The organism is Cricetibacter osteomyelitidis (assembly GCF_004340985.1).
GTDB classification, from domain to species: domain Bacteria; phylum Pseudomonadota; class Gammaproteobacteria; order Enterobacterales; family Pasteurellaceae; genus Cricetibacter; species Cricetibacter osteomyelitidis.
In genome coordinates, this window is record NZ_SLYB01000007.1 from 1 (window position 1) to 14,249 (window position 14,249).

Here is a 14,249-nt window from a genome sequence, read left to right on the forward strand (position 1 = left end):
ATTAAAGAAACCGCAATTTGAAAGAGTTGCGGTTTTTTTGTTTTTTAAGGTGTGTTGGTCGAGTAAAATTTTTGAAAATACACACCGCACTTTAAGGTTATTTTAAGTTTGTAGTGAAACAGCACTATATTGTTAGATTAGTTTTATCAAAAAATGGATCTGATTTTTTGTTAAATCAGTTTATGCTTAAAAGGTTGGTTATATAGTTTTGAGTACTAGTTCTTTTGTCATTTCCGGCTGTAAGCTATCTAACCACTGAATCGGGCTTTTCCAGCCGCGTAGCCAAGTAATTTGTCGTTTGGCGAGTTGGCGGGTGGCGGCGATTCCTTTGAAAATCATTTCATTAAAATCTACTTCGCCATTTAAATATTCCCACATTTGGCGATAACCCACACAACGAATGGATGGCAGATTAGGATTAAGATCACCGCGTTGATAAAGTTTTTCCACTTCTTGTTGAAAGCCCTGTTCGATCATTTTATGAAAACGTAAGGCAATGCGTTCATGTAAAACGGCACGATCTTGTGGAGCGATGGCAAATTGCAGAATATTGTAAGGTAGTGGTTCGCCTTTTTGTTCTGTGAGTTTTGTCAATGTCTTGCCGGAAATATAAAACACTTCCAAAGCACGGTTAATGCGTTGGGAATCGTTAGGATTGATGCGTTGAGCAGAAACGGGATCGATTTTTATAAGTATTTCGTGCATTGCAGGCCAACCGATTAAGGCGGCTTTTTTCTCGATTTCTGACCGCACTTCCGCTTTTGCTTGCGGTAGAGGTGATAAGCCCTCCAGTAAGGCTTTGTAATAGAGCATTGTGCCGCCCACTAAAAGCGGGATTTTACCTTGAGCGGTGATATCTGCCATTTCCCTCAGAGCATCATTGCGAAATTCCATGGCCGAATAACTTTCGGCGGGATCTTTAATATCAATCAATCGATGTGGGACAAGCGCTAGTTCTGCTTTGCTCGGTTTTGCTGTGCCGATATCCATTCCTTTGTAAATTAGGGCAGAATCAACGCTGATGATTTCCACGGGCAAGTGTTGTCGTAACCAGATTGCTAAATCCGTTTTGCCGGAGGCTGTCGGCCCCATTAAGAAAATTGCCGTTGGTTTGCTATTAGATTGAAATTGCATATTACGTTCTATAAATAATCGGAAAGATCCACATTAATCAATAAATCTTGCAGCAATTGTTTATCTGCAAGAGTTTCCACTTCCGTCAATATATTTACCGCATCGGCTAAAATGGTGATTTCTGAAAATTCGATTTGTTCTAAAAGTGCGGTTAAAAATAGCGAGAATTCTGTGATTTGCTGAGATAATACACTAATCACACATTTTTGCAGATTTTGTTGACGTAAGCACTGCGGTACGGCAGTGAGTGTAATGCGGTGCTGATTTAAATGTTCATCAAAACTAAAACCCAGTTGAGCAAACCAATCTTTTTGCTGTTGCCATTGGGCTTGTTGATGATCGTCTAACTTAAAGGTAACCGGAATTAGCAGGGCTTGCCGTTGAGCTTGCGGATTTTGCAGATTTAAACGGAATTTCAGGTGCTGCAACGCAGTCAATGGCAATAAATAAAGCTGTTGATTTTGCTGTAATAATAATGCTTTATTTTGTACAAGTGTAAGTACTTGTAACACATTATTGGCTGTTTGCAGATGCGTAGCAATCGTGGTTGAGACAGAAATCGGTTTTTCTTGCAGTGGTGTTTGCCGAGGTTGTGAACCAATCAATTCAGCGTAGGCTTTCTGTTCCGTTTTATTCACCCCTTCTGTGCTGAAATGCGGTGAATAAAAGTGCGGTGAATAAAAGTGCGGTGTATATTTGCCGAATTTTGGCGGATTATAACTTGATTTGCTTCTCTCTTGGAAAATATTTTTGCCCGCCGCACTGCGATTTGGTTCGATTTTGCTTGTTCCTTGAGTTTGGCCTTGCACTTGCCAAAGAGGAAGCGGTTCGCTGATTTGATTGTGCGGAATTCGCTCTGTGCCGGATTGTTCCGTTAAAGGCAGGTCCAAAGCCGGTTCGCTATGCAACGCATTAGCAATACCTTGATAGATAAAATCGTGTACTAAGCGGGATTGTTGGAAGCGTACTTCGTGTTTGGTGGGGTGCACATTCACATCCACATCATTGGGATTGAGATCCAAAAATAACACAAAAGCCGGAAACAGCTCGCTATTTAAATGTTCCGCATAAGCCTGACGAATAGCATGATTAATCACTTTATCCCGTACCATTCGACCGTTAATGTAGCTGTATGCCAAATCGTTTTGATTGCGGTTAAAGCTTGGCAGAGCCACCCAGCCGGATAAATGCAGATCATTGTGTTTCCAATCAATATGTAGGGCATTAGAAACAAAATCATCGCCGCAAATGGCCGCAATGCGTTTGAGTTTTTGTTGATCATTGACGGCTTGTTTATATTGACGAATAATTTTGCCGTTATGTGTCAAGGTAAAGGCAATGGTGAGTTTTGCCAAGGCAATACGGCGGATCACTTCATCAATATGACCAAATTCCGTTTTATCTGTGCGTAAAAATTTACGGCGAGCGGGAGTGTTAAAAAATAAATTGGCTACTTCGACGGTTGTTCCCACAGGGTGTGAGGCAGGTTTAACGGTAGTTTCCATATCCCGTCCTTCCGCATAAACCTGCCAGGCTTCATTTTGTTCCGCCGTGCGGGATGTGAGCGTTAAACGGGAAACGGAGCTGATACTGGCCAAGGCTTCACCGCGGAAACCTAAACTTAAAATTGCTTCTAAATCATCTAAACAGGTAATTTTGCTTGTGGCGTGGCGAGCTAAAGCCAGACTCAATTCTGCTTTAGGAATACCGATGCCGTTATCGCGGATACGGATCAGGCTTGTTCCGCCGTTTTCAATATCCACGTGGATCTGTGTTGCTCCCGCATCAAGGCTGTTTTCCACTAATTCTTTGACCACGGACGACGGGCGTTCTACTACTTCGCCGGCGGCGATTTGGTTGGCCAGTTGGGGTGGTAAAATTTGAATCGGCATGATTTGTTCCTATTCCTGTAATTTGATTTTTTGTCCTGCTTGAACTTTTCCGTCTTTTAATTTATTGATTTTAATTAATTTATCCACCGGAATGCCATATTCACGAGATACCGCATATAAAGTCTGATCTTTTTTTATGGTGTGGTATTTGGGTACGGATTTGGATTTTTCCGTATTTTTTACCGCACTTTTGCTGTCTTTTGTTACTTTACTGTTTTTGGTTTCGACAACTTTGGTTTTACCCGGGATTTTTATGGTTTGACCGATAAACAGATTGCGGCTTTTGAGTTTGTTTAATGCCACAATATCATCGGATTTCACATGATATTTATTGGCTAAGCCCAACAGAGTTTCACCGCTTTTCACTTTATGGCGGACACCGGAATATTGCACTTTATTTTTAGTAGACGATGATTGAGTGTCATCAGAAATTGCTTTGATAGCCGCATCCGCTCCGCCTTGACGCTTGCGAAATTCCACTAAACCGTCATAAATAGTGCGAGCGAGTTTGCGACGATAGGCGGCATTATTTAAACGTAACTCTTCATCTTTATTGGATAAAAAGCCGGTTTCCACCAAAATGGACGGAATATCCGGCGAACGTAGCACACCAAGACTGGCGTGTTGCGGTTTACTGCGGCTTAATTGAGTTAAGCGACCAAAATGGCGTAAGACGGTATTTCCTAATTCATAACCGGTACGTTGTGAATGAGCGAACTGCAAATCAAGCACCGTTTGATTAAGATATCTTTCATTATGACCGGCTAATACTTTACCGGCACCGCCTAATAATTCTGATTGTTTCTCGTGATCTTCCAGCCATTGCCCCATTTCATCACTGGCACGACGATTAGATAACACCCACACGGATGCTCCGCGTAAATTCGGATTGAGAGATGAGTCCGCATGAATAGAAATTAAATAATTGGCCTTATTTTTACGGGCAATTTCGGAACGTTCCGGGACGGAAATATAATAGTCGCCGCGACGGGTTAAAACTCCCTTAAAATTCGGATCTTTATCTAATAAGACTTTTAATTCACGAGCGATGGAAAGTGTCACATTTTTTTCGTAAATTCTTAAGTTTTTGCTGATTGCACCGGGATCTTTTCCGCCGTGACCGGGATCAATGGCAATCGTCCACACAGCCGCAGAAGCCGCAGTGGAAGATAATGAGAGCGAAATAAATAAAGAAAATAATTTAATAAAACCTTTCATATTGATCAATTGAAACTTTCCAAAATATGTTGGCCAACAGGGGAGTTGGCAATTAATTCAATATTGCGAGCAGTATCCGCATAGCTGATATTCACTAATAAATCAGCGGGTGGCAAAATGCCTTGCCCTTTTTCCGCCCATTCTAATAAGCAAATACTGTCCGTAGAAAAATAATCCCGAATACCCATAAATTCTAGTTCTTCCGGATCACTTAAACGATATAAATCAAAATGATAAATATGCTTGCCCTGTAAATGATATTCTTCCACTAAAGTATAAGTCGGGCTTTTCACATTGCCTTGGTGACCTAAACTTTGGATCATTCCGCGACTTAATGTGGTTTTCCCCGCACCTAAATCACCGTTTAAAAATAAGGTGATACCGTGATTGCTTTTTGTGCCTGCTAATATGTGCATTAATTTGGCACCAAATTCAATCATGGCATTTTCATTGGGAATATATTGGAAATAGCTCATCGTTTATCATATTTCATTTAATCAAAAATGGCTGAAATTGTACCGCACTTTTAGAGAGATTTGTAGGAGAAAATAGAAGTGTAAGAATTTTAAAAGTTTTTTTCATTTTTGCTAAGTCGGTCACAAAAAAATTTATGAATTTTTGTTAAAGTATCGCTCGTTATTTTTTTAGGAGAAACGTAATGAAAAAATTAATTAATTCAATAGAAAATGTATTAACGGAACAATTACAAGGGTTTGCTAAAGCTCATGTTGATTTATTGGAACTAAATAACGAACCGGTTTATGTTCGTCGTATTGATGCTCCTGTATCGGGCAAAGTTGCCGTAATTTCCGGTGGTGGCAGCGGGCATGAACCGATGCATGCGGGTTTTATTGGAAAAGGTATGTTAGACGGTGCTTGTCCCGGAGCTATTTTTACTTCACCGACACCGGATCAAATGTTTGAATGTGCCATGTCCGTTGATTCCGGAGAAGGCGTTTTATTGTTGATTAAAAATTATACCGGAGATGTATTGAATTTTGAAACTGCCGTTGAATTGTTAAATGATTCGGGCATAAAAGTTGCGACGGTTTTAGTTGATGATGATGTGGCGGTTAAAGACAGTTTATATACGGCCGGTCGTCGTGGTGTTGCGAATACGGTTTTGATTGAAAAAATATTAGGTGCGGCGGCAGAAAAAGGTTATCCCTTACAAAAACTTGCTGAGTTAGGACGTCAATTAAATAATAATGGACATTCTATCGGTATTGCATTAGGTGCTTGCACGGTTCCGGCAGCGGGTAAACCTTCTTTCATTTTAGCTGAAAATGAAATGGAATTTGGTGTGGGAATTCATGGTGAACCGGGAATTGAACGGAGAAAATTCGTATCGCTGGATGAAACCGTTTCTCAGATGTTTGAAACTATTATTGAAAATGGACAATATCAACGCGTTGTCCGACAATGGAACGCAGATGGTACGGAATGGCAAGAAATCAATGAAAATAAACGTTCATTGCAAAGCGGTGATCGAGTGATTGCCTTGGTAAACAATTTAGGCAGTGTGCCATTATCAGAACTCTATGGTGTTTATAATATATTAGAACGTTGTTGTGATAATTATGGCTTAAAAATCGAGCGTAGCTTGGTCGGTTCATATTGCACCTCTTTAGATATGCAAGGTATTTCCATTACATTATTGAAAGTGGACGATGAAATGTTATCTTTGTGGGATGCCCCAGTACATACCGCAGGGCTACGTTGGGGATGCTAATATGAATTTAACAAAACAACAGATCATTCAATGGTTAACTCGATGTGATCAATTATTTGATGAACATAAAGATTATTTAACTCAATTAGATACGGAAATTGGTGATGGTGATCATGGCGCTAATATGCATCGCGGTTTTACTAAAGTAATGGAAAAATTGCTTACGGTGACGGATAAAGATATCGGGACAATTTTTAAAACTGTAGGAATGACTTTGCTTTCTAGCGTCGGTGGTGCCAGCGGTCCTTTATTTGGTACTTTTTTTATTAAAGGTGCACAGATTGCGGTAAATAAACAAGAATTAACGCTTGATGAGCTGACTCAAATATTAGCCGTAGGTGTCGAAGGTATTGTGGCACGCGGTCGAGCAGAAATCGGTGATAAAACAATGTGTGATGTGTGGCTTCCGGTTGTAGAAGTTATGCGATCATCACAGGATGATTTACTCAATACATTGCAAAGTGCGGTCAAAAAATCAGAAGAATGTTTGGTTGCCACGATTTCAATGAAAGCCAAAAAAGGGCGTGCCAGCTATTTAAATGAACGCAGTATAGGTCATCAAGATCCGGGAGCAACATCAGTAGTTTATATGTTACAGGCACTGACAGAGACAGTGGTGAATAAGGAATGATTTATGATTAATTTTGTTATTGTTTCTCACAGTGCCAAATTGGCAGAAGGCGTTGTAGAATTAGCTTTTCAAATGAAAGGCGATTGTAAAATTGTGGCGGCCGGCGGTATCGACGATGAAATTAACCCTATTGGCACCGATGCGACAAAAATTATGCAAGCAATCGAAGACGTTTTTGATGATGATGGAGTTATTGTAATGGTTGATTTAGGGAGTGCGATTTTAAGTGCTGAAACAGCCATTGAATTACTTGATCCTTCAATAGCATCTAAAGTAAGACTTTGTTTAGCCCCATTGGTTGAGGGAACGATTGGTGCTGTCGTTGCCGCAGCATCCGGAGATAATATCGATGAGGTCTTACAGGAAGCCTCATTAGCTTATGAAGCCAAATTACAAATGCACTAATCTATAAACAAAGAACGGTTATTATGGCAAATAACCGTTCTTTTCAATCTTTCTAACAAGAAAATTTAGAAGCTATATGCTAAACCGGCAAAGAAAATCACAGGATCCAGCTTAATTTTCACTTCATGATTTCCCTTTAAAGCATCAAAGCTGGCATTAGTACGAATATGTGTGTACCACATTGCGGTATTAAGATAAAGATTATCTGTTAATTTAATATCAATACCGGCATTTACTACAGGACCAAATGAATGTTTTTTCACTTTCAAATTAGTGATAGCCGGATTGGTTGATTCTGGATCAAAGAAACGAGTGTAATTTAAACCGGCACCAATATAAGGACGAGAGCCCGCATCTTTATCTAAGAAATAATATTGTAGGTAAAGACTTGGTGGTAAATGTTTTACTTTTGCCACATCGCCTAAATTAGAATTTGCTTGTAATGCGGGAACATTTGCACTGATTTTGTGAGAAAATGGTGTAGCCGCTAATAATTCTAAACCGATATTATCGGTAAACATATAAGTACCGGTTAAACCAAATTGAGCATTATTGTTCACATCTAACTTAACTTCGGTCGCTGTTTTTGTGGATGAAGTTGAGTTTGCCATTACTAAAATGCCACCGCCACGCACAATCACATCACCCGCTTGATGAGCACTTGCCATACCTGCAGTTAATGCGGCTGCCATACCTAATACTAATGCTGTTTTTTTCATAATAAATCCTCAGGGTTATTATCCAAATTTTTGCTTTTATTAACCATATTTTGTTTATGGTTATTCGTTGCGTAATATACCCATTTTTTAGTAGAAAAAATGTGACGAATGTCAAATTTTTGAAAAAATGTTGAAAAATAATTTTTGATTGATGTTAATTTGCTCTTTTATCTTATTATTTTTAATTTTGATCTATATCAAATATCACCTTTTTTATGATTTGGTGAAAAATATTGTTATAATGACCGCACTTTTTTATCTGATGAATGGATTTTTGAATGAACATTAATTTCACCCAAATTTTTCAAGACAGCTGGAACTTCATTAGAAATCAACGCCGATTTACCTTATCTTTTATGTTGATTTTTGTTGCCGTGTTGATCATATTCCAGCTCATCTTAGGCTATATGCAACCGATCATATTTAAAGAAGTTAGCGAACAATTCGCGGTTATGACACAAAATATTCCTGCCGAAGCTAAAGCTCAGTTGGAAGCAATAAATGGTAATGACTCGACACAATCAGTCTTGCTGTCTTTAGCCATGATAACTCATCCTAGAATGTTGGCGATTTTGATTTCCAGCCAAGTGATAAATAGTTTTGTTATCACTTGCGGAATTATTGCGGTTCATCAAATTAGCCGGCTGCAACCGTTTTCGTTGTCAATGGCTTTTGCCAGAGGATTACAATGTTTTTTGGGCGTATTGGCTATTAATATTATTGTTTTAATGCCTATTGGCTTGGGGGCGGCTTTCGCGGTTGGCGGAAATGCATTAGGTTCCTTATTAATGCTTGTCGGAATCTATATTTTTATTCGTTTATGCTTGGCTTATTTCGTATATTTAATTGAAAATAAAAGCATATTTGAAGCTATTCGTTTTACATGGCAAAAAACGCAAAAAGGATTCGGTTCGTTATTTATTTTCTTTTTATTAGCTTATGTGGTGCTGACAATGCTACACAGCCAACTCAGTGTGTTGGACGACAATATTGTATTATTGTTTATCGGAATGGTTTTGAGCGCGTTTTTACATTTATTCTCTATTATTTTTAGTTATCGTTTTTATACATTGTTTATGAAATAAGGCCATAATATGAAACAATTACTTGAATTTATTCCATTAATTCTGTTTTTTGTCGTTTATAAAATGTTTGACATACAAGAAGCCGCATTGACACTTGTTATTGCAACCGTTTTGCAAATGGCAGTGCTTAAAGTGTTATACAAAAAAATCGAAAAACATCAATTGATCATGGGTATTGCTGTGGTGTTTTTCGGTTTGTTGACCGCATATTTTGATGATATCAAATATTTGCAATGGAAAGTTACAATCGTTTATACCATTTTTATACTGGCGTTATTGATCAGTCAATACGGCTTTAAGAAACCTTTAATCAAGCAATTATTAGGTAAAGACATTAGTTTGCCGGAAAACGTATGGAATAACTTGAATTTAGGTTGGACAGGATTTTTTGTTTTATGCTTACTCTTAAACCTTTACATCAGCCAATATTTTTCTAAAGATATTTGGGTGAATTTCAAAAGTTTTGGTATTATAGGCATGACTTTGGTGGCAACCGTGATAACCGGTTTTTATATCTATCGCTACTTGCCACAAGACGAACAAAATCAACAAGGTAAGTAATTATGACTATAGATTTCATTGAAACGAAAGAGGGGGCAAACCCGGGAAGACAGTCACAAGGCACCTTATTGTTACGAACTTTGGCTATGCCGTCAGATACCAATGCTAACGGTGATATTTTCGGCGGTTGGATTATGTCGCAAATGGATATGGGGGGAGCTATTCTTGCTAAAGAAATTGCTCATGGCAGAGTCGTAACGGTATCCGTAGATAAAATGACGTTTATCCGCCCGGTTGCGGTGGGAGATGTGGTCTGTTGTTATGGTCGCTGTACTTATGTGGGTAAAAGTTCTCTAAAAGTTAAAGTGGAAGTTTGGGTCAAACGAGTTTCCCGCGAACCAATTAACGAACGCTATTGCGTTACCGAAGCCGTATTTACATTTGTTGCCGTGGATGACGCCGGTCGTTCCCGCCCGATTCCAAGAGAAAATAATAATGAATTACAAAAAGTGTTAGATGCGTTAGAAAAACAATCAAATAAGGAACTCGAATTATGATGTATTATGTTATTTTTGCTCAAGACAAACCCGACACTTTAGCACAACGCCTAGCCGTGCGTGAGCAGCATCTTGAGCGTTTGCGTACACTACAAGCCGAAAACCGATTATTAACCGCGGGCCCGAATCCGGCGGTTGACGATGAAAACCCGGGAGAGGCAGGATTCACCGGCTCGACGGTGATTGCACAATTTGAAAGCTTAGAAACAGCGAAAAATTGGGCAAGCCAAGATCCTTATGTCGCTGCCGGAGTATATGGTGATGTGACTGTAAAACCTTTTAAGAAAGTGTTTTAATTTCCACTGTTAAAACGAAAAGAGCGGTAAAATCTACCGCTCTTTTGGATTGATAAAGGCATTATCGTCCAAACATTCCGCCAAGGTTCGCTAAACCGCCCCCCATCATGCCTTTCATACCACGCATCATTTTTGCCATACCGCCTTTACGCATTTTTTTCATCATACGCTGCATTTCATCGAATTGTTTCAGCATACGGTTAAGTTCTTGCACCTGTGTGCCGGAACCTAAAGCAATACGGCGTTTACGGGAGCCTTTGATAATATCCGGATTACGGCGTTCTTTCGGGGTCATAGAATTGATCATGGCTTCCATACGACTAAACATTTTATCATCCACTTGGTTTTTTACATGATCCGGCAGGTTTTTTGCACCGGGCAGTTTTTCCAACATTGTCATCATACCGCCCATTTTTTTCATTTCGATCAACTGATCACGGAAATCATCTAAGGTAAATTCCTCACCCTTTTTAAATTTCTGTGCCATTTTTTCCGCTTTTTCTTTATCAACAGAACGTTCTAGATCTTCAATTAAGGATAAGACATCGCCCATACCTAAAATACGGGAAGCGACACGATCCGGATGGAATGGTTCAAGGGCATCGGTTTTTTCACCAACCCCTAAGAATTTAATCGGTTTGCCGGTAATTTGACGAATGGACAATGCGGCACCGCCACGGGCATCACCGTCCACTTTGGTTAAGATTACACCGGTCAACGGCAACGCTTCATTAAAGGCTTTAGCGGTATTTGCCGCATCCTGACCGGTCATTGCATCTACGGTAAACAGGGTTTCAATCGGATTAAGTGCGGTGTGAATTTGTTTAATTTCATCCATCATCTCACCGTCAACGTGCAAACGACCGGCAGTATCCACAATCAACACATCATAGAATTTCAGTTTTGCATCCGCTAACGCTGATGTGACAATTTCTACCGGTTTTTGTTTGGTATTCGACGGATAAAAATCCACTTTCACCGCTTGTGCCAAGGTTTCCAGCTGTTTGATCGCCGCCGGGCGATAAACGTCGGCAGAAACCACAAGCACTTTTTTCTTATGGCGTTCACGTAAGAATTTGGCTAATTTACCCACAGAAGTAGTTTTACCCGCACCTTGCAAGCCTGCCATTAAAATGACGGCCGGCGGTTGGCTTGCTAAATTCAAGCTCTCGTTCGCTTCCCCCATTGCGGTTTCTAATTCGGTACGAACGATTTTTAAGAATTCTTGGCCCGGTGTTAGGCTTTTATTCACTTCTTCGCCGATTGCACGCTCTTTGACTTTATTAATAAACTCTCGCACCACCGGCAATGCCACATCCGCTTCCAATAACGCCATACGCACTTCACGCAGAGTGTCTTTAATATTATCTTCCGTTAAACGTCCTTTACCCGTGATATTTTTTAAGGTTCTCGACAAACGATCCGATAAGTTCTCAAACATAAATATTCCTTATAAAATTTGGCGGAAACAGACCGCACTTTTACTCAAAATTGAGGGGATTATACCTAAAATCAAGAAAAAAATCTCAATAAAGTGCGGTCATTTTTTTAGAAAAATTATTTGGTTATTTTGCTCCAAATGACAATTAATTTATTTTTATATTTAAAATTCAATGTATTGATTTCTCTCAGAATATTTGTACAATATGTGCTTTTAAAAATAATAATAATTATCAATTAAAATTTAATTTAAGGATAGGAGGTTTTATGAACCCACAGAAAACATTAGTTGCTATTTGTATTGCCATAGCATTGTCTGCACAAGCGACAGAAAATAGCTCAGAATCACAAACAAACAATAAGTTAAGTGAGATTGTGGTGTATGCCGAGCAAAATATGGATATTTCATCTGCTCAAACCGTGCATCAAGCGGATATTGCCAGAGAACCCGCCGCTAACGGCAATATGTCGGATTATTTAAAATCCAATCCGCACATTCGCTTTGAAAATAGTGATGAAAGTTCATATCAGCGCGGCGAGATTAAGCCGGCTTCGGTTTCCATTAATGGGGCGGAACCGAATCAAACCAGCTATTTTGTCGATAATGTGAATATTAATAATGACTTAGGTTTAGGTGCCGATATTTTTGACGGTACAATGGCAACGGTTCCTCAAGCAAATCATGCACAAGCTTACTTCTTTGATGCGAATTTATTGTCTTCTGTTACCGTGCATGACAGCGATGTATCCGCCAGCCTTGGTGGTTTTAGTGGTGGTGCGGTGGTGGCTAAAACGAAACAATATGCAGGTGAAGATAGTGTGAAATTACGTTATCGTACCAGCCAATCCGGTTGGAATAAATTCCATATTGAAGAAGCAGATCGGGCTAAATTTCAACAAGCAGCTCCAAATGGTGCAAATGCTGATTATCAACCTAAATATAATAAACATTTTTTCAGTCTTTCGGTTGAACAGGGGCTTACAGAAAACCTCGGCGTAGTCTTTGGCTTAAGCCGCCGCGGTTCACATATTCAACAAAACCGTTTGATCTCCATTGATGGTAAAACGGATAAACGTGATCATACCCGTCGTTCCGATAATGCATTAGTCAACTTTAATTATACGCCAAACGATCAACATCGTTTTGAATGGGGTTTACGTTATTCCAATTATCGTGAAAGCAAGTTTTATGCGAATAATATTGACAGTGATGTGTTAGATTATCATCAAGCGTTTGGTACGACATTCTCTTGGGTGAATGCATTGGATCGCGGTATATTGACCACGACATTAGCTTATGACCGTTTTAATAATAAACGTAAATCTGCAGCGACTCATATGAAAACTACGATTGATAAAGATGGCAATGAATATAGTTTAGGCGGGATGGGAAACAGTACCTTAACCCAACAAAATGTGCATTCTTCCATTGAATATGCCATGAATCCGTTTAATTGGGGAAATGTGGAACATTCTATTTCTTTAGGCGGGATCTATCAATCCACCCAATATAAATTTCATCGTGAACAAGATGCTACGGCACAAGTTTGTACGGATTTAAGCATTTATGGTTCAGGGGTAATATGTGATGATAATGCTGTAAAGAAAGGTACGGTAAAAGCCAAATATCAAAACGTAGCGCTTTATGTTGAGGATTTGATTAAAGTCGCTAATTTTGAGTTTCGTCCCGGTATTCGTTTAGAGCGTGATGATTATCTGAAAAATACCAATATTGCTCCGCGTTTTGTTGCTCGTTGGAAACCTTGGGAAGACACCGGATTGACGGCAGGTTGGAATCGCTACTATGGTCGTAGTTTTGCGTCAATGAAATTAGCCGAAGGTGTTTTTAAATTAGATGGCAAAAATACTTTCCGCTATATCGATGTAAAAAACTTTAAAACACCGTATGCGGATGAAGTGAGTTTAGGTTTCGAGCAACGTTTCGGCGATATGATGTTTAATGCGAAATATTTACACCGTCAAAATAAAAACCGTATTGTGCTACATGAAGAAACCTCCGGCGAACGTTATTATACAAAGGGTAAAAATTATAGTGCGGATATTTATACCTTACAAATCAATAACGTAGAACCTTGGGTGTTAGGTAAAACACATTGGAATACCCATTTAGCTTTTGATTGGTTAGAAACGGATGGTATTGATTTCGGCCGTAGTCATGATGTTAATGCCAATGTTATTTTAGACGGAAAGCTGACAACTTACGGTGAAATGATGAAACGGATTAATAACTACCGTGAAGAATGGACCGTTCGCTTAGGTCTGGATATGGCGATTCCGGATTATAATTTAACTTGGACAAATAACATTTATGTTAAAGCACCGATTAAAGGCGTGAATTATCGTGACGATCTGAATAATATCCCGCTTTATTATAGTTATGACTACGGTACGCACACCCAATGGGATACCAGTATTCGCTGGCAGCCGCAATTATTTAAACAACATTCCGTATTTGTGAAATTTGATGTACTCAATGTGCTGAATAAAACCCGCAAAGGAATTACATCTAACGGCGAAGACTATGGTTTTTACGCCGCAGGTCGTGAATTTTGGCTTGAACTCGGTTACGAATTCTAATTTAAACTGATTAAAATACGATTACTATTTTTCAATAGTAA

14 protein-coding genes are annotated in these 14,249 nt (G+C 39.2%); 8 read left to right on the forward strand and 6 right to left on the reverse strand.

Translation table 11 applies throughout. The annotated features are described in order from the left end of the window. Positions 1-198: 198 nt before the first annotated feature. Genes miaA through tsaE form a run of 4 tightly spaced genes read right to left on the reverse strand, consistent with a single transcriptional unit; the run spans position 199 to position 4,720 of the window. The gene (miaA, locus tag EDC44_RS04525; protein WP_131975819.1) at positions 199-1,134 is read right to left on the reverse strand and encodes a tRNA (adenosine(37)-N6)-dimethylallyltransferase MiaA; all 936 of its coding nucleotides are present in this window, start codon (positions 1,132-1,134) and stop codon (positions 199-201) included. An 8-nt stretch (positions 1,135-1,142) separates the two neighbouring features. Then, on the reverse strand, positions 1,143-3,026 hold the full coding sequence (gene mutL / locus EDC44_RS04530; RefSeq protein WP_131975821.1) for a DNA mismatch repair endonuclease MutL: 1,884 nt from the start codon (positions 3,024-3,026) through the stop codon (positions 1,143-1,145). A gap of 9 nt (positions 3,027-3,035) precedes the next feature. Further along, complete coding sequence (locus EDC44_RS04535) at positions 3,036-4,244, reverse strand: N-acetylmuramoyl-L-alanine amidase (protein ID WP_131976025.1); 1,209 nt, start codon at positions 4,242-4,244, stop codon at positions 3,036-3,038. Positions 4,245-4,249: 5 nt separating this feature from the next. Next, positions 4,250-4,720: a tRNA (adenosine(37)-N6)-threonylcarbamoyltransferase complex ATPase subunit type 1 TsaE gene (gene tsaE, locus EDC44_RS04540; protein ID WP_131975822.1), complete on the reverse strand. Its 471-nt coding sequence runs from the start codon at positions 4,718-4,720 to the stop codon at positions 4,250-4,252. A gap of 182 nt (positions 4,721-4,902) precedes the next feature. Between tsaE and dhaK the strand changes: the two genes are divergently transcribed. The 3 genes from dhaK to dhaM are packed head-to-tail and all read left to right on the forward strand — an operon-like array spanning position 4,903 to position 7,012. Then, a complete protein-coding gene (dhaK, locus tag EDC44_RS04545) occupies positions 4,903-5,976 on the forward strand; it encodes a dihydroxyacetone kinase subunit DhaK (RefSeq protein WP_131975824.1) in 1,074 nt (357 codons plus the stop codon). Position 5,977: 1 nt separating this feature from the next. Continuing rightward, positions 5,978-6,607, forward strand: coding sequence for a dihydroxyacetone kinase subunit DhaL (gene dhaL / locus EDC44_RS04550; protein ID WP_131975826.1), 630 nt, complete (start codon positions 5,978-5,980; stop codon positions 6,605-6,607). Between the two features lie 3 nt (positions 6,608-6,610). Then, positions 6,611-7,012, forward strand: coding sequence for a dihydroxyacetone kinase phosphoryl donor subunit DhaM (gene dhaM, locus EDC44_RS04555; RefSeq protein ID WP_131975828.1), 402 nt, complete (start codon positions 6,611-6,613; stop codon positions 7,010-7,012). Positions 7,013-7,077: 65 nt separating this feature from the next. On the opposite strand, the gene EDC44_RS04560 is transcribed toward dhaM, so the two are convergent. After that, positions 7,078-7,731, reverse strand: a complete 654-nt coding sequence (locus tag EDC44_RS04560; protein WP_131975830.1) for an OmpW/AlkL family protein — start codon at positions 7,729-7,731, stop codon at positions 7,078-7,080. Between the two features lie 278 nt (positions 7,732-8,009). On the opposite strand from EDC44_RS04560, the gene EDC44_RS04565 reads away from it, so the two are divergent. From EDC44_RS04565 to EDC44_RS04580, 4 genes are read left to right on the forward strand one after another with little or no spacing between them, the layout of a single operon-like run. After that, positions 8,010-8,816 carry a YciC family protein gene (locus tag EDC44_RS04565; RefSeq protein WP_131975832.1) on the forward strand — a complete coding sequence of 269 codons (807 nt, stop codon included), beginning with the start codon at positions 8,010-8,012 and terminating at the stop codon, positions 8,814-8,816. Positions 8,817-8,825: 9 nt separating this feature from the next. Beyond that, complete coding sequence (locus EDC44_RS04570) at positions 8,826-9,377, forward strand: septation protein A (protein ID WP_131975834.1); 552 nt, start codon at positions 8,826-8,828, stop codon at positions 9,375-9,377. Between the two features lie 2 nt (positions 9,378-9,379). After that, entirely contained in the window at positions 9,380-9,874 is a 495-nt protein-coding gene (gene yciA, locus EDC44_RS04575; protein WP_131975836.1) for an acyl-CoA thioester hydrolase YciA, read from the forward strand. Continuing rightward, positions 9,874-10,170 carry a YciI family protein gene (locus EDC44_RS04580; protein ID WP_131976027.1) on the forward strand — a complete coding sequence of 99 codons (297 nt, stop codon included), beginning with the start codon at positions 9,874-9,876 and terminating at the stop codon, positions 10,168-10,170. Before yciA ends, EDC44_RS04580 begins: the two co-directional genes overlap by 1 nt. 61 nt (positions 10,171-10,231) lie before the next feature. On the opposite strand, the gene ffh is transcribed toward EDC44_RS04580, so the two are convergent. After that, positions 10,232-11,611: a signal recognition particle protein gene (gene ffh / locus EDC44_RS04585; RefSeq protein WP_131975838.1), complete on the reverse strand. Its 1,380-nt coding sequence runs from the start codon at positions 11,609-11,611 to the stop codon at positions 10,232-10,234. Positions 11,612-11,877: 266 nt separating this feature from the next. On the opposite strand from ffh, the gene EDC44_RS04590 reads away from it, so the two are divergent. Continuing rightward, positions 11,878-14,208, forward strand: a complete 2,331-nt coding sequence (locus tag EDC44_RS04590; RefSeq protein WP_131975840.1) for a TonB-dependent receptor plug domain-containing protein — start codon at positions 11,878-11,880, stop codon at positions 14,206-14,208. Positions 14,209-14,249 lie beyond the last annotated feature (41 nt).